The following is a 15,718-nucleotide window of genomic DNA, read 5'->3' as shown; positions in this document are numbered from 1 at the left end:
CGGGAGGCAACATGTTTACCGACACGATCAACAAATGCGCCGCCAACGCGGCGCGCATCGTCCGCCTGGCGAAGGAGAGCCCGCTCGGCTTTTGGATCAGCTCGGCGATGGCGGGCGCCTACGTCGGCCTCGGCATCATCCTGATCTTCACCCTCGGCAACCTGGTCGACCCAAGCGTGCGGCCGCTGGTGATGGGCGCCACCTTCGGCATCGCGCTGACGCTGGTGATCATCGCCGGTTCCGAGCTGTTCACCGGCCATACGATGTTCCTGACGCTCGGCGTCAAGGCCGGCACCATCCGCCAGAGCCAGATGTGGGCGGTGCTGCCGCAAACCTGGCTCGGCAACCTGCTCGGCTCGGTGCTGGTGGCGCTGATGTATTACTACGGCGGCGGCAGCCTGCTGCCGGTGGATACCAGTCTGGTGCACAGCGCCGCGCTGGCGAAAACCACCGCGCCGGCCGAAGTGCTGTTCTTCAAGGGCGTATTGTGCAACTGGCTGGTCTGCCTGGCGATTTGGATGGCGATCCGCGTCGAAGGCGCCGCCAAATTCATCGCCATCTGGTGGTGCCTGCTGGCCTTTATCGCCTCGGGTTACGAACACTCCGTCGCCAACATGACGCTGTTCGCCCTCTCCTGGTTCGGCAACCACAGCGAGGCCTACACCCTCGCCGGCATTGGCCACAACCTGCTGTGGGTGACGCTGGGCAACATCCTGTCCGGCTCGGTGCTGATGGGCCTGGGGTATTGGTACGCTACGCCGCGCGCCGAACGCCCGCAGGCGGCGAAAGCCGCCGCACGTCAGACCGCCTGAGTTTTCGGGGGCGCATTTCGCCCCCACACTGATTACCCCGAGGAGTGCCGATGGACTACCTGCCGATTTTCTGCCAACTGCAACATAAAGCCTGCCTGCTGGTGGGCGGCGGCGAGATCGCCGAACGCAAGGCGCGCCTGCTGCTGGACGCCGGCGCGGCGCTGACCGTCAACGCCCTGGCATTCAGCCCCCAGTTCCACCACTGGGCTGAGGAAGGCCTGCTGACGCTGGCCGAGGGCGAATTCAGCCCGGCCCTGCTGGCGGAAAAATGGCTGGTGATCGCCGCTACCGACCGGCTGGAAGTCAACGCACTGGTGTACCAGTGCGCCAACCAGCAGCGGGTGTTCTGCAACGTGGTGGACGATCCAAAACGCGCCAGCTTTATCATGCCGTCGATCATCGACCGTTCGCCGATCATGGTGGCGGTGTCCTCCGGCGGCAAAGCGCCGGTGCTGGCGCGGCTGCTGCGCGAGAAGCTGGAAGCAATGCTGCCGCAGCACCTCGGCAAGCTGGCCCAGCTGGGCGGCTCGCTGCGGCAACGGGTAAAACAACGCTTCAGCAGCCTCGGCGCGCGCCGTCGCTTCTGGGAACGGTTATTCGCCCACGATCGGCTGGCGCAGTCGCTGGCCAACGACGACGCCGCGCTGGCCGAACGCCAGCTCGAGCAGCTGTTCAGCGAACGGCCGGAAGATCGCGGTGAAGTGGTGCTGGTGGGCGCCGGGCCGGGCGATGCCGGCTTGCTGACGCTGAAAGGGCTGCAGCAGATCCAGCAGGCCGACGTGGTGGTTTACGACCGGCTGGTCTCCGAAGAGATCATGACGCTGGTGCGCCGCGACGCCGAACGCATCTTCGTCGGCAAACGCGCCGGCCACCACTGCGTGCCGCAAGAGCAAATCAACCAAATCCTGCTGCAGCAGGCGCTGCAAGGCAAACGCGTGGTGCGCCTGAAGGGCGGCGATCCCTTTATCTTCGGCCGCGGCGGCGAAGAGCTGGAGACGCTGGCGGACGCCAACGTGCCGTTCTCGGTGGTGCCCGGCATTACCGCCGCCTCCGGCTGTTCCGCCTACAGCGGCATCCCGCTCACCCACCGCGACCATGCGCAGAGCGTGCGCCTGGTGACCGGCCACGCCAAGGCCGACGGCGGATTGGACTGGGTGACGCTGGCCGCCGGGCAGCAGACGCTGGTGTTCTATATGGGGCTAACGCAGGCAGCGGAGATCCAGCGCCAGCTGATCGCACACGGCTTGCCGGCCGCCACACCGGTAGCGCTGGTGGAAAACGGCACGTCCTGCCGCCAGCGGGTGATCGAAGGCGAGCTCGGCCAACTGGGCGCCTTGTCCCTGCAGGCCGCCAGCCCCAGCCTGATCATCGTCGGCAGCGTGGTCAGCCTGCGCAGCAAGCTCAATTGGTTCGCCAGCGAGGAACCGCCCGCCGGCCTGGCGCAAATGGCGTGATACCGACGTAAAAAAAGCGGCCTTTGGCCGCTTTTTCTATTCGCGCCGGCGTTACGCCTGCGGCGGTACGAAACCGACGGCCTGATAGACCTTCGCCAGGGTTTCCTGCGCGCGCGCGCGGGCCTTGGCGGCGCCGTCGCGCATCACCTGCTGCAGATAGGCTTCGTCGTTGCGGAAGCGGTGGTAGCGCTCCTGCAGCTCACCCAGCATGCCGGAGACGGCTTCCGCCACCGCGCCTTTCAGGTGGCCGTACATCTGGCCCTCGAACTCGGCTTCCAGCTGCGCGATGCTCTTGCCGGTCACGCCGGCGAGGATATCCAGCAGGTTGGAGACACCCGCCTTGTTGACCACGTCGTAACGCACGACAGGCGGCTCTTCCGAGTCGGTCATTGCGCGTTTGATCTTCTTGGTCACCGCTTTCGGATCTTCCAGCAGGCCGATCACGTTGTTACGGTTGTCGTCCGACTTGGACATCTTCTTGGTCGGCTCCTGCAGCGACATGACGCGCGCGCCGGATTTAGGAATGAACGGCTCCGGCACTTTGAACACGTCGCCGTACAGCGCGTTAAAACGCTGGCCTACGTCGCGGCTCAGTTCCAGGTGCTGTTTCTGGTCTTCGCCCACCGGCACCTGATTGGTTTGATACAGCAGGATATCGGCCGCCATCAGCACCGGATAGCTGAACAGCCCGGCGTTGATGTTCTCCGCGTAGCGCGCGGATTTGTCCTTGAACTGCGTCATGCGGCTCAGTTCGCCGAAATAGGTGTAACAGTTCAGCACCCAGCTCAGCTGCGTGTGCTCAGGCACGTGCGACTGCACGAAGATGGTGCTTTTTTCCGGATCGATACCGCAGGCCAGGTACAGCGCCAGCGTATCCAGCGTGGCCTTGCGCAGCTTCTCGGCGTCCTGGCGCACGGTGATGGCATGCAGATCGACGATGCAGTAGATGCAGTCGTAGTCGTCCTGCATCTGCACCCACTGACGCAGCGCACCCATGTAGTTGCCGATGGTCAGTTCGCCGGACGGCTGCGCGCCGCTAAATACGATGGGCTTACTCATGTTTAAATTTCCTGATTCTCTAAAGATGACAGCCCAAGAGCGGGCAACAAATCGGCGAAGCGCTCCAACACCCGATCGGGGTGGCTCAGGGCGATCGATTCGCCGTAGTTATAACCGTAGGTAAAGCCGACGCTCGGGCAACCGGCACCCTGCGCGGCTTGAATATCGTTGCGGGAGTCGCCGACGAACAGCAGTTCATGCGCCCGCAGCCCAAGCTTGCCGAGCACCAGGTACAGCGGCGCCGGATGCGGTTTCTTTTCCGTCACGTCGTCGCCGCCGATCACCAGCGAGAAATAGTCGCCAATGCCCAGCGCCGCCAGCAGCGGTGCCACGAACGGCGTCGGCTTGTTGGTCACCAATGCCATCGGGTAACCGTGCGCGGCCAGCCGGGCCAGCGTCTCTTGCACCTGCGGGAACAGGCGGCTGCCGCTGTCGACGGTCTGCGCGTAGAAATGGTCGAAGCGTTCACGCAGCCGGCTGCACTGCTCCGGCGTGCCTTCCGCTTCCGCCCAGCGCAGCGCGCGCTGCACCAGCACGTCGGCGCCGTTGCCGATCCAGGTGCCGACCCGTTCTTCACCCGCTTGCGGCAGGCCCGTCTCTTCCAGCGCCATATCGATGGCGGCTGCCAGACCCGGCGCGCTGTCGACCAGCGTGCCGTCCAGATCGAAGGCCAATGCGCGGATCGCGCCGAAATCAGCCATGGGTAACCTTCGCCAGCTCGCTGCGCATCTCGTCGATCACCTTGCGGTAGTCCGGCTGGCCAAAGATGGCGGAACCGGCGACGAACATATCGGCGCCCGCGGCGGCGATTTCGGCGATGTTGTCCACCTTCACCCCGCCGTCGACTTCCAGGCGGATATCGCGGCCGCTGTCGTCAATCAGCTTGCGCACCTGGCGCAGCTTGTCCAGAGTGCCGTGAATGAACGACTGGCCGCCGAAGCCCGGGTTAACCGACATCAGCAGGATCACGTCGATTTTATCCATCACGTAATCGAGGTAGCTCAGCGGCGTGGCCGGGTTGAACACCAGGCCGGCTTTACAGCCGTGCTCTTTGATCAGTTGAATGGTGCGATCGACATGCTCGGAAGCTTCGGGGTGGAAAGAGATATAAGACGCGCCGGCCTTGGCGAAATCAGGCACGATGCGATCCACCGGCTTGACCATCAGGTGCACGTCAATCGGTGCGGTAATGCCGTAGTTGCGCAGCGCTTCGCACACCATCGGGCCGATGGTCAGATTGGGCACGTAGTGGTTGTCCATCACGTCGAAGTGCACCACGTCGCCGCCTGCGACCAGCACGTTGGCGGTATCTTCACCTAACCGGGCAAAATCTGCCGACAGAATGGACGGGGCAATCAAAAACTTTTTCATCCGCTTCTCCAAACGTAGGGTCGAGTTGTTATGCGCCGGGGTGCCCCCGGCTTAGCGATACAGCGCCAAAAGCTCGTTCACTTTGCTGCGACCGAGAATGTTGCGGCTGATCGTGCGGCGCGCTTTCACCACATACAGCGCGGCATGCTGGTACCAGTCACGCGTCAGCTCGGTATCGTGATTGGAGATCAATACCGGTACCTGGCTCTCTACCGAGAGCTGGTGCGCCAGATGCGCCAGGCTCTGCTGATCGGCGATGCTGAAGCTGTTGGTGTGGTAGGCGGTGAAATTCGCCGTCGCCGACAGCGGCGCATAAGGCGGATCGCAATACACCACGGCGCCGGCCACGGCCTTCGCCATGGTATCGCGGTAATGCTCGCAGACAAAAGTGGCATTGCGCGATTTTTCGGCAAACCAGTAGAGCTCTTCTTCCGGGAAGTACGGTTTCTTATACCGGCCAAACGGCACGTTGAACTCGCCGCGCAGGTTATAGCGGCACAGGCCGTTATAGCAGTGGCGGTTCAGGTACAGGAACAGCAGCGCCCGGCGGTAAGGCTCGGTGCTAGTATTGAACTCTTCTCGCAGCAGGTAAAACTGATCCGAGTTATTGAATTCATCGGCGAAAAGCGTGCGGGCATCGCGCACGAAGTCATCCGTGCGCAGCTTAACGATGTTATACAGGTTGATAAGATCGCTATTGATGTCGGCGAGAATGTAGGCGTCGTAATCCGTATTCAGAAAGACGGATCCCGCACCCACGAAGGGCTCGATTAAGCAGTCTCCCGCCGGCAGATGGCGACGAATCTCATCTACCAGCGGGTATTTTCCACCAGCCCATTTTAAAAAAGCGCGGTTTTTCTTCATGCCGTCAATTAGCTACTTATACAATTCAGAGCGGCGGATTGTACTCTGTTTCAGACAGCACATCAGCGCACAAATTTAAATGATTTATTTTTTAAGATCTTGCTGCACTTGGTGTACAGGTCGGACCCACGGTTTTTTCGCCTGCACATCCGCCGGCAACGAAGCAATGGCGCGCTTCGCTTCTGCGGAAGACGCATAGTTGCCGCTTACCAGCACGTACCACGGTTTGCCGTCACGCTTGGTGGCGTACACCAGGTAGTTCTGCAGCTTCTGCTGTTTGGCGTAGGCGTTCAGCGTATCGGAACGCGAAGCGCTGCTCAGCTGCAAGGTATAGTGGCTGCCTGGCGCAGACTGCAGCGAACTGCCGCTGCTGGCGACCGCTCCCGCTTTCGCGGTAGAAGACGGCTTGGCAGGCGGCGTATACACCGTGGTCGGTGATTTATGCTGCGTCGCGCTCGGCTTGGCGGCGGTTTTCGCCGGCGTTTTATGCTGTTGCTGCGCGGTGCCCTGCACAGGGCGAGTCGTTTCGCGCGCCGCGGCGCCGCTCATCACCGTCGCCGGTGCGGTCGGCAGCGTCGAGGCTGCGCCGGTCATGCCCTGGGTAGCGGCATCCACCTGCCCTTGCTGCTGCGACAGCGCATCCGCCATGTTGCCAGGCAGATCGACGCGCTGCTGCGCACCGCCCTGCTGAGGCTGAGTTTGCGCTTCGGTCGGCGTGCCGGAGATCGGCGGAACGCTGACGTTCTGCGGTTGCTGCGGCTGAGTCGCGCTCACGCCGTTGTTGTCATGGGTATCCGTGGTGCCGCCCGGCACGCCGTTATTGGCGGTGGTCAGCGACGAAGAACCGGACAGGTTGATATCGCGGGCCGCGCCGTTTTGCGCGCCGCTATCCTGAGCCGCTTCATGCTTGGTCGGCGCCTTCAAGGCGGAACCGATGCCGATAATCAGCAGCAACAGCACCAAAATGCCGATGCCGATCATCAAATGCTGGCGCGAAACGGCGAAGCGCGGCGCGGCGGCCGGCTTGCGCGAACGCGTAGGACGACGATCGCTGCTATCAGGTCTGAGATCGTCTTCCGGTTTAAACTCGTCCATCTGAAACCCTCCAACTAGAGGCAAAAGCCCACCACCGTAGACCTACCGTGGCACGGGCAGATTAACCCGATGATGGCAAAGCGACACCCGTCGTGCTCTGCTCACTGTATTAATATAGATGCAAATGGCGGCTAAGCCACTGTTACTTAGTCCGATTTAATTACGCTGCTGCTCAGGCAGGCAGGCGGCGATCGACGCCAACACCAGCTCATGCCCTACGCCGCCGCGCACTTCCGCCGCACCTATCGCGGTCGGCAGCACCAGACGCAATTCACCCGCCAACACTTTCTTGTCGCGCAGCATGTGCGGCAGATAGGATTCCGGCGTCATTTCCTGCGGCCCGCAGACCGGCAAGCCGGCCCGCAGCAGCAGCGCTTTGATGCGTTCGATATCTTCAACCGAGAACTGGCCGAGACGGCGCGCGGTTTCCGCCGCCATCACCATGCCCGCAGCCACCGCTTCGCCGTGCAGCCATACGCCGTAGCCCATTTCGGCTTCGATGGCGTGGCCGTAAGTATGGCCCAGATTCAGCAAGGCGCGCAGGCCGCTTTCGCGTTCGTCGGCGGCCACGACCTCGGCCTTCAGCTCGCAGCAGCGGCGGATACAGTACGCCAACGCCTGCATATCCAGCGCCATCAGCGCATCGATGTTGTTTTCCAACCAGACGAAGAACTCGCGATCGAGGATGATCCCGTATTTGATGACTTCAGCCAGGCCGGAAGAGAGTTCACGCGTCGGCAACGTTTTCAGGCAATCCAGATCAACCACCACCGAAGCGGGTTGATAGAAAGCGCCGATCATATTTTTGCCGAGCGGGTGGTTGACGGCGGTTTTGCCGCCTACGGAGGAGTCCACCTGCGACAACAGCGTGGTGGGAACCTGAATAAAGCGCACGCCGCGTTGATAGCAGGCGGCGGCGAAGCCGGTCAGATCGCCGACCACGCCCCCGCCGAGGGCGATCAGCGTGGTATCGCGCCCGTGCGGTTTTTCAAGCAGCGCCGAAAACACCTGCTCCAACACCGCCAGAGATTTGTACTGCTCACCATCGGGAAGGATCACCTGATCCACCACGACGCCCCCCTGCTCCAGCACCTGCCGGACACGCTCCAGATAAAGCGGCGCCAGGGTCTGGTTGGTGACCAACATCGCTTGCTCACCCGCCTTCAACGGCATAAAAGAAGCCGGATCGTTAAACAATCCGGCGGCGATGGTAATCGGGTAGCTGCGCTCCCCAAGCGTTACAGTAATTCTCTCCATGTCGCGCTCAGTTCTCTGTATGGTGCGGCGGTGGTTGATCCCCGCAACAGCGGGGAACACAAATCAGTTTTCCGCATTGGCCGACGGCGAACGCGAAAATCGGCAATCAGTTGCTTTCCAGCATGTTGATGATCTGGTTGGCAACCACTTTAGCGCTCTGATCGTCGGTGCGGATGGTGACATCGGCAATCTCTTCATACAACGGATTGCGCTCTTTCGCCAAGGCTTCCAGCACTTCGCGCGGCGGAGAATCAACCTGCAGCAGCGGGCGTTTTTTATCACGCTGGGTACGAGCCAGCTGCTTCTCGATCGTGGTTTCCAGATAGACCACCACGCCGCGCGCGGACAGACGGTTGCGCGTTTCGCGCGACTTCACCGAACCGCCGCCGGTCGCCAACACAATCCCTTGTTTTTCCGTCAGTTCATTAATGACTTTTTCTTCACGATCGCGGAAACCTTCTTCCCCTTCCACGTCGAATACCCAGCCCACGTCAGCTCCGGTACGTCGCTCAATTTCTTGATCGGAGTCGAAGAACTCCATATTGAGTTGCTGAGCTAACTGACGGCCAATAGTGCTTTTGCCGGCACCCATAGGCCCAACCAGAAAGATATTGCGTTTCTCTGCCATGTTTTTCGGTATTACTAAGACAATTCGTTAATGTTAACCCGCCCCGCCAATCAAATCAGCGGCGGGACCTAAACTGAAACCTCATGAGCGATAGTGCGAGATCAGACGAAAAATTATCTCAACACTCTTGGTAGTTTGGCAACCGAATAAATCGCAATCCACGCCGCGGGAGGGAAACCATATGTTTTTAACGGCGTCTTGACGCTAACAAAAAACCTCGGTGCTCAATTCGGTAACCCTTGTAAGCTAAATCGGCCGCAGCGTCAAACGCAGATCCCCCCAAGGGGATAAAAAAGTGTATCTGCTCATCAACTTTAGGAGATTTGCCGCCCGGCCGACAGGCAGCCGCTTATCCCTTAATCAGGGTCGGCGTAATGAAGATCACCAGCTCGCGTTTTTTCTGTTGCGCGCCGCTTTGCCGGAACAAGCCCCCCAGCAGTGGTGCATCGCCCAATCCCGGCACCTTGTCCGCCGTCTTGCCGCTATGCCGTTGAAAAATACCGCCGAGCACCAGGGTTTCGCCGTTTTTCACCGTGATCTGCGTCTTAATCTCCTGTTTATCGATGGTCAGCGCTTCCCCCGCGCCCCGGCTGATGGCGCGCCCCGGCATATTTTGGCTGATGTGCAGCGTCAGCGTGATGCGTCCGTCCGGCAACACCTTGGGCGTCACCTCCATGCCCAGCACCGCCTCTTTGAACTCGATCGCGGTCGCACCACTGGCGCCGCTCGACACTTCGTAAGGGATCTCGGTTCCCTGTTTGATACTGGCGGTTTGCAGATGCGCCGTCAGCAGGCGCGGGCTGGCGATGATCTCCACCTGATTCTCCTGCTCCAGCGCCGTCAGCTCGAGGCTCAGCAAACGCCCGCTGATGCGCGCCAGGTGGAAACCGGCGTTCACCGCGCTGCGCTCCAGCGGCAGGTTCACGCCGAGATTGCCCGGCCGCAGCGGCCGCGTCGGCCTGTCGTCGGGCGCCAATCCCCAACGCACGCCGAGTTCACGCAGGCTTTCTCTGTTGATGGTCACGATATGCGCCGCCAGCTGCACCTGTGCCAGCGGCGCGTCCATTTCCGTCACCCGTTTTTTCAACTGCGCCAGGATTGGCGCGGTATCGCGCAGCAGCAGCGTATTGGTGCGCTTATCCGCCAGCACGCTGCCACGCTCGCTGAGCAAGGCGCCGCGTTGGGCATTGAGGCTTTCGGCAATCTCCGCCGCATCGCCGTTTTGTAACGTCAGGGTCAGGCTGTGCAGCGGTTGCCGCTGCGCCAGCGCTTCTCGCTGCTGTCTTTTTTCCTGCGCGTCCGGCTCCGGGGCGATCAGCATCACGCTCCCCTCCCGCGTCATCGTCAGCTTGCCCATACGCAGGGTCAGCGCCAGCGCCTGAGGCCAGGGCACATTCTCCAGCCGCAGCGTCAGGTTGCCGCTCACGCCGGGCGCGGCGATCAGGTTCATCTGCCGATAATCCGCCAGCGCCTGCAGGATGACCGTCACCGGCGTATCCTGAAACTCCAGGGAAACCCGCTGCTTATCCTGCGCCTGCGCGGCGCCGAGCGCCAGGCACCACAGCGCCACGCCCAATCCAGCGCGTCCTTTCATGGTTTGCCATCCTTGTTGTTGTCCATCATGAGCGAGATGTCGCCCTGGCTCGCCGGGCAATCCGGTTCGGCCGCCAGCGCCGTTAACGTCAGGCTGCGCGCCTGTACCTGCGTCACCTGCCAGCGCTCGGCCAGCACCCGCTGCTGCGGCCGCAGGCGTAGCCATTGCCCCGCCGGCGTCACCACCCAGCCATAGCGCAGCGCCGGATGCCCGATGACGCCTTTCAGTCGCCAGCCCGCGGGCGATGCCTCCGTTTGGGCACAAGCAGGCAGCGGAGGCGGCGCAAACGGATCGCGCGGCTCAGCGCATAAGGCCCACGGCCATAGCAGCCACCACCAACGGCCAGGTCTTTTACTCATCGGCCTGCTCCTCGGCGGCATCCTGTAAAACCAACCGCGCCGTCATGCCCTGCGGCGGTGTCTCCACGCTCAGCTGCTGGAGGCGCAAATCGGCGGGCAGCGCCTCCAGCAGCACCAGCAAACCGGCGTAGTCAATGCGTAAGCTCAGCGTTTGCCGCGGCGGTTTTTCCTGCCGCTGCCAGCGCAACAAGGCGCCCCCCGCTCGTTGCAGCACGCTCGCCAGATCGCCGGTGGCGATCGGCGCAAGCGGCGCTGCCGGGATAGCGGTTTGCGGCACCTCGTCCAGTTGGCGTTGCACCATGGCGATCTGTTGCAACAGGCGCTGTTGCCGCTCCGCCGCGCTTTCCCGCTGACGCCATTCGTCTTGCAGCATCCAGCCGCCGCCCAACAGCGCCAACGCGCCAATGCCCAGCCCTTGCGCCACCAGCAATAGCCAACCCGGCAAGCTCAGCCAGAAGCGCAGCCCGGATGACAAACGGCTATCCATCACGCCCCCAGCGCGCCGCCAGGTGAAAGGAGTACAGGCCGTCTTCGCGTTGCGCCACCTCCGCCAAACGCAGCCGTGGCAACGCAGGCATCCCCGCCAGCCGTCGTTCGAACTGCGTGATGGCCGCAGGAGAGCGGCTCAATCCACGCAGCCGCAGGCCGTTCGCCGCATCGCTGTCCAGCGCCGTGAGCCACAGCGGGGGAGGAACGCTGGAGGACAATTGCTGCAGCAGCTGCAAATAACGCCGGTTATGTTGGGCGTTGCTCGCCTGCCGTTCGGCGCGGACGCTGTGCAACGCTCGTTGCGCCCGCTCTTGCTGCTGCTGGCGGACGAGCAACGTCAATGCCGCCAGCTCTTCACCCAGCATCGCCAGCCGCGCCTGCCGCTGCGCCTGTTGATGCCGCAGCTGGCCGGCGATCAGGAACAGTGCCAGCAGCAGCGCCGCTACCTGCAACAGCAGCACGCCCAGCCAGAAATAGCCGCGCCGCCGCTCGCGGCGCTGGCGCCAGGGCAGAAAGTTGACCTGATACATCAGCGATCCTCCTCGCGCAGCGCCAGACCACCGGCCAACGCGAACGCCGAAGGATGCGCAGGCAACGGCGGCCGCAGCTGCGTGAAGGCGCTGAGCGGCGACCAGCCAAGGCAACCGGCGGGCAAGGCTCCCGCCAGCACGCCGCCGGCATAGACCGGCCGATCGTCGCCCGCCGGCATCTGGGCTTGCAGCGCCCGCAGCGCCTGCGCGTCATCGTCGCCCGGCGCCAGACCAAAAGCGAACGCGCCGTCGGCCGGCGCCACCCACAGCCATTCTCGTTCGAGACGGTGCATCAGCCCCGCAGCGGGCGGCACGCCTGCCGCCGTCGCCATCATCCGCAGCGCACAGGGGGTGATATCGACCGCTTGCGGATGCAGGCCAGCCTGACGCAGACAATGCAGCCACTGCTGCAGCTCCTGCCGCCGCGCAGCGGTCAACAGCAGCGCCGCCTCATCCGCCGGCGCGGCGCGATAGTCGAGCACCAGCGTCTGGCCGTCGAGCGGGAACTGCTTCAAACCGTGGCCACCGATATAGTCGCTGCGTTCCGGCTCGCGCAGCCGCGCGTCCGGCTGCGTCATGCGCTGCTGTAACACGCGTTGCGCCGGTAGAGCAATGCGTAAGGAAATATGTCGCGGCAGCTGGACGCGCCATTGCCGCAGCGCCCGGATCAGGAATTCGGAAGGTTGCAGGCAGCCATCGCGCAAAACTGCCTGCGGCAGCGCCTGCTGCCACCAGTGGCGCAACTGCCAGCCGTTGCGGCGGCGTTGGGCCGCCACCGCCCGCACGCAGTCGATTTGTATATCCAGCCCTACCTGCCATGCTTGAGGGAACATGTTTCGCAAGCCTCCATAACATCAGATGATAAAAGAACATATCCATGTCGCAGGCTTGCCTTTATACTACCGCGCGGTTGTTTATAAACTGCCCAAATGACTTAGAAATGGGAAATCTCAGGTGAAGTTCGTAAAGTATTTTCTAATCCTTGCAGTATGTTGCATCGTGCTGGGAGCAGCCTCGATTTTTGGCTTGTACAAATATGTCGAGCCACAGCTGCCCGACGTTGCAACGCTGAAAGATGTGCGGCTGCAGATACCGATGCAGGTCTACAGCGCCGATGGCGAACTGATCGCCCAATACGGCGAGAAGCGCCGCATTCCGCTGAAACTGGATCAAATTCCGCCGGTGATGGTGCACGCATTCATCGCCACCGAAGACAGCCGCTTCTATGATCACCACGGCGTCGATCCGGTCGGCATCTTCCGCGCCGCCTCCATCGCGCTGGTCTCCGGCCACGCTTCACAGGGGGCCAGTACCATTACCCAACAGCTGGCGCGTAACTTCTTCTTAAGCCCGGAACGCACCCTGATGCGTAAAATCAAGGAAGCTTTCCTGGCGGTGCGCATCGAGCAGATGCTCACCAAAGATGAAATCCTTGAGCTGTATCTGAACAAGATCTATCTGGGTTACCGCGCCTACGGCGTGGGCGCCGCCGCGCAGGTCTATTTCGGCAAAGACGTCAGCCAGCTGACCCTGAGCGAAATGGCGACCATCGCCGGCCTGCCGAAAGCGCCGTCCACCTTCAACCCGCTCTATTCGCACGATCGCGCCGTTGCCCGTCGCAACGTGGTGCTGTCGCGCATGCTGGACGAACACTACATCACGCAGGCGCAGTACGATCAGGCGCGTTCCGAAGATCTGGTCGCCAATTACCATGCGCCGGAAATCAGCTTCTCCGCGCCGTATCTCTCCGAGATGGTGCGTCAGGAGATGATCAAGCGCTACGGTGAAAACGCCTATACCGACGGTTACAAGGTTTACACCACCGTCACCAAACGGCTGCAGCTGGCGGCGCAGGAATCGGTGCGCAACAACGTGCTGGCCTATGACATGCGCCACGGCTATCGCGGCCCGTCCAACGTGTTGTGGAAAGTCGGCGAAGCGGCCTGGGATCGCAAACAGATTGTCGATTCGCTGAAAAACCTGCCGAACTACGGCCCGCTGGCGCCGGCGGTGATTACCGCCGCCAACCCGCAGGAAGCGACGGCGATGCTGGCCGACGGCAGCAGCATTGCCCTGCCGATGGCGACCATGCGCTGGGCGCGGCCATATCGCTCAGACACTCAGCAAGGCCCAACGCCGAAACGCGTCACCGACGTGGTGCAGGCCGGCCAGCAGGTGTGGGTGCGCAAAGTGAACGACGCCTGGTGGCTGTCGCAGGTGCCGGATGTCAACTCGGCGCTGGTCTCGATCAACCCGAACGACGGCGCGGTGAAAGCGCTGGTCGGCGGTTTCGATTTCAACCAGAGCAAATTCAACCGCGTCACGCAGGCACTGCGCCAGGTAGGTTCGAACATCAAACCGTTCCTGTACACCGCCGCGATGGATAAAGGCCTGACGCTGGCCACCATCCTGAACGACTTGCCGATCACCCGTTGGGATGCCGGCGCCGGCACCGACTGGCGGCCGAAGAACTCGCCGCCGACCTACGACGGCCCGATTCGTCTGCGGCAGGGGCTGGGGCAATCGAAGAACGTAGTGATGGTGCGCGCGATGCGCGCGATGGGCGTCGACTACGCGGCGGAATATCTGCAGCGCTTCGGCTTCCCGGCGCAGAATATCGTGCATACCGAATCGCTGGCGCTGGGTTCCGCCTCCTTCACCCCGATGCAGCTGGTGCGCGGCTACGCGGTGCTGGCGAACGGCGGTTACCTGGTCGATCCGTACTTCATCACCAAAATTGAAGATGACAACGGCAATACGGTGTTCGAAGCCAAACCGAAAGTGGTGTGCAGCAGTTGCAACCTGCCGGTGATCTACGGCGATACCCACCGCTCGGCGGTGCTGTCCGACGACAACATCGAAAACGTCGCCACCTCGCAGGAAGGCAACAACAGCACGGTGCCGATGCCGCAGCTGGAGCAGGTCACCCCGGCTCAGGTACAGCAGGATGGCGACCAACAGTATGCGCCGCACGTCATCAGCACACAGCTGGCCTTCTTGATCCACGACGCGCTGAACAGCAACATCTTCGGCGAACCGGGTTGGATGGGTACCGCCTGGCGCGCCGGGCGCGATCTGAAGCGTCATGACATCGGCGGCAAAACCGGTACCACCAACAGTTCCAAGGACGCCTGGTTCTCCGGCTATGGCCCGGATACCGTGACCTCGGTGTGGATCGGTTTCGACGATCACCGCCGCGATCTGGGCCGGTCGACGGTATCCGGCGCCATCCCGGATCAGATTTCCGGCGGCGAAGGCGGTGCCAAGAGCGCCCAGCCGGCGTGGGACGACTTCATGAAGACCGCGCTGGAAGGCATCCCGGAGCAGAAAGTCACGCCGCCGCCGGGCATCATCAGCGTCACCATCGACAAGAGCAGCGGTAAGCTCTCTGGCGGTGGCGGCGGCAGCCGTTCCGAGTACTTCATCGAAGGAACTCAGCCGACGGACTACCCATCGCGCGATACCGGCACCACGTTGACCGATCCGGGCGGTGAAAGCCACGAGCTGTTCTGATCGAAAAGGGCCAGAGAAATCTGGCCCTTTTTTTGTTCGGCGCGAAGCGTATCAGCGCGATGCGCGCAAAAACGCCTCGGAGAGGAACAGCGCGCTGACGTTGCGCGCCTCACGGAAATCCGGTTCCGCCAGCAGCGCCATCATGTTGGCGATCGGCCAGCGCACCTGCGGCAGGGGCTCTGGTTCATCCCCTTCCAGGCTCTGCGGATAGAGATCGTGCGCCAGCACGATATTCATTTTGCTGGAAAAGTAGGATGGCGCCATCGTCAGCTTGCTGAGAAAATCAAAGCGCTTCGCGCCGAATCCCACCTCTTCCATCAGCTCGCGGTTGGCCGCCTCCAGCACGCCCTCACCGGGATCAATCAGCCCTTTCGGGAACCCCAGCTCATAGGATTCGGTGCCCACCGCATATTCGCGGATCAGCAGCAGATCATCGCCAATCACCGGCACGATCATCACCGCTTCGCGATCCGAAGGCCGCATGCGCTCATACACCCGCCGAACCCCGTTGCTGAATTCCAAATCGACCGACTCGACGTTGAACAAACGCGAACGCGCGACGGTTTCCACTTTCAGAATTTTAGGTTTTTGCAGGTGTTTATCCATGATTGCCTCAAAAAGGTTACCCAGACGTGGACGGGGCAACCGAAATAATGATTGGCGTAACGCACGGCTCGTAGGCGCTCAAACGCT

At 62.1% G+C, this 15,718-nt stretch carries 16 protein-coding genes; 3 read left to right on the top strand and 13 right to left on the bottom strand.

All coding sequences use genetic code 11. The features are described 5' to 3' along the window. Nucleotides 1-11 precede the first annotated feature (11 nt). Together nirC and cysG are read left to right on the top strand one after the other, a co-directional pair. Nucleotides 12-812 (top strand): nitrite transporter NirC, encoded by an 801-nt coding sequence (nirC, locus tag REA38_RS20425; RefSeq protein ID WP_033636294.1) that lies wholly within the window; start codon nt 12-14, stop codon nt 810-812. A 50-nt stretch (nt 813-862) separates the two neighbouring features. Beyond that, complete coding sequence (cysG, locus tag REA38_RS20420; protein WP_103774522.1) at nt 863-2,266, top strand: siroheme synthase CysG; 1,404 nt, start codon at nt 863-865, stop codon at nt 2,264-2,266. Between the two features lie 51 nt (nt 2,267-2,317). Here cysG and trpS read toward each other — a convergent pair whose 3' ends face one another. From trpS to pilM, 12 genes are all read right to left on the bottom strand, one after another. Continuing rightward, nucleotides 2,318-3,325, bottom strand: coding sequence for a tryptophan--tRNA ligase (trpS, locus tag REA38_RS20415; protein ID WP_025304534.1), 1,008 nt, complete (start codon nt 3,323-3,325; stop codon nt 2,318-2,320). Between the two features lie 2 nt (nt 3,326-3,327). Then, nucleotides 3,328-4,026 carry a phosphoglycolate phosphatase gene (locus REA38_RS20410; RefSeq protein ID WP_015379295.1) on the bottom strand — a complete coding sequence of 233 codons (699 nt, stop codon included), beginning with the start codon at nt 4,024-4,026 and terminating at the stop codon, nt 3,328-3,330. Further along, nucleotides 4,019-4,696, bottom strand: coding sequence for a ribulose-phosphate 3-epimerase (gene rpe / locus REA38_RS20405; protein WP_308886532.1), 678 nt, complete (start codon nt 4,694-4,696; stop codon nt 4,019-4,021). Before rpe ends, REA38_RS20410 begins: the two co-directional genes overlap by 8 nt. A 51-nt stretch (nt 4,697-4,747) precedes the next feature. After that, nucleotides 4,748-5,560 carry an adenine-specific DNA-methyltransferase gene (gene dam / locus REA38_RS20400; RefSeq protein WP_004930319.1) on the bottom strand — a complete coding sequence of 271 codons (813 nt, stop codon included), beginning with the start codon at nt 5,558-5,560 and terminating at the stop codon, nt 4,748-4,750. Nucleotides 5,561-5,644: 84 nt separating this feature from the next. After that, nucleotides 5,645-6,655 carry an SPOR domain-containing protein gene (locus tag REA38_RS20395; protein WP_033636298.1) on the bottom strand — a complete coding sequence of 337 codons (1,011 nt, stop codon included), beginning with the start codon at nt 6,653-6,655 and terminating at the stop codon, nt 5,645-5,647. A gap of 156 nt (nt 6,656-6,811) precedes the next feature. Next, nucleotides 6,812-7,912, bottom strand: coding sequence for a 3-dehydroquinate synthase (gene aroB / locus REA38_RS20390; RefSeq protein ID WP_033636299.1), 1,101 nt, complete (start codon nt 7,910-7,912; stop codon nt 6,812-6,814). A 106-nt stretch (nt 7,913-8,018) separates the two neighbouring features. After that, nucleotides 8,019-8,540, bottom strand: a complete 522-nt coding sequence (gene aroK, locus REA38_RS20385; RefSeq protein ID WP_004391482.1) for a shikimate kinase AroK — start codon at nt 8,538-8,540, stop codon at nt 8,019-8,021. A gap of 349 nt (nt 8,541-8,889) precedes the next feature. Continuing rightward, nucleotides 8,890-10,134, bottom strand: a complete 1,245-nt coding sequence (gene hofQ / locus REA38_RS20380) for a DNA uptake porin HofQ (protein WP_308886531.1) — start codon at nt 10,132-10,134, stop codon at nt 8,890-8,892. Continuing rightward, complete coding sequence (locus tag REA38_RS20375; protein WP_039569179.1) at nt 10,131-10,493, bottom strand: HofP DNA utilization family protein; 363 nt, start codon at nt 10,491-10,493, stop codon at nt 10,131-10,133. Before REA38_RS20375 ends, hofQ begins: the two co-directional genes overlap by 4 nt. After that, nucleotides 10,486-10,980, bottom strand: coding sequence for a hypothetical protein (locus tag REA38_RS20370; protein ID WP_039569176.1), 495 nt, complete (start codon nt 10,978-10,980; stop codon nt 10,486-10,488). The genes REA38_RS20375 and REA38_RS20370 overlap by 8 nt, the downstream gene beginning before the upstream one ends. Next, the gene (locus REA38_RS20365; RefSeq protein WP_033636303.1) at nt 10,973-11,512 is read right to left on the bottom strand and encodes a PilN domain-containing protein; all 540 of its coding nucleotides are present in this window, start codon (nt 11,510-11,512) and stop codon (nt 10,973-10,975) included. Before REA38_RS20365 ends, REA38_RS20370 begins: the two co-directional genes overlap by 8 nt. Continuing rightward, complete coding sequence (pilM, locus tag REA38_RS20360; RefSeq protein ID WP_308886530.1) at nt 11,512-12,345, bottom strand: pilus assembly protein PilM; 834 nt, start codon at nt 12,343-12,345, stop codon at nt 11,512-11,514. Before pilM ends, REA38_RS20365 begins: the two co-directional genes overlap by 1 nt. Before the next feature lie 121 nt (nt 12,346-12,466). Between pilM and mrcA the strand changes: the two genes are divergently transcribed. Then, entirely contained in the window at nt 12,467-15,025 is a 2,559-nt protein-coding gene (gene mrcA / locus REA38_RS20355) for a peptidoglycan glycosyltransferase/peptidoglycan DD-transpeptidase MrcA (protein ID WP_033654851.1), read from the top strand. Nucleotides 15,026-15,076: 51 nt separating this feature from the next. Here mrcA and nudE read toward each other — a convergent pair whose 3' ends face one another. Further along, nucleotides 15,077-15,631 carry an ADP compounds hydrolase NudE gene (gene nudE, locus REA38_RS20350; RefSeq protein WP_033636306.1) on the bottom strand — a complete coding sequence of 185 codons (555 nt, stop codon included), beginning with the start codon at nt 15,629-15,631 and terminating at the stop codon, nt 15,077-15,079. Between the last annotated feature and the right edge of the window lie 87 nt (nt 15,632-15,718).

Origin of the sequence: Serratia sp. MF1(2023), assembly GCF_030954545.1 — a bacterium.
Classification (GTDB): domain Bacteria; phylum Pseudomonadota; class Gammaproteobacteria; order Enterobacterales; family Enterobacteriaceae; genus Serratia; species Serratia sarumanii.
Note: the sequence above shows the minus strand (reverse complement) of the source record. Positions and strands in the feature narration are given on the sequence as shown.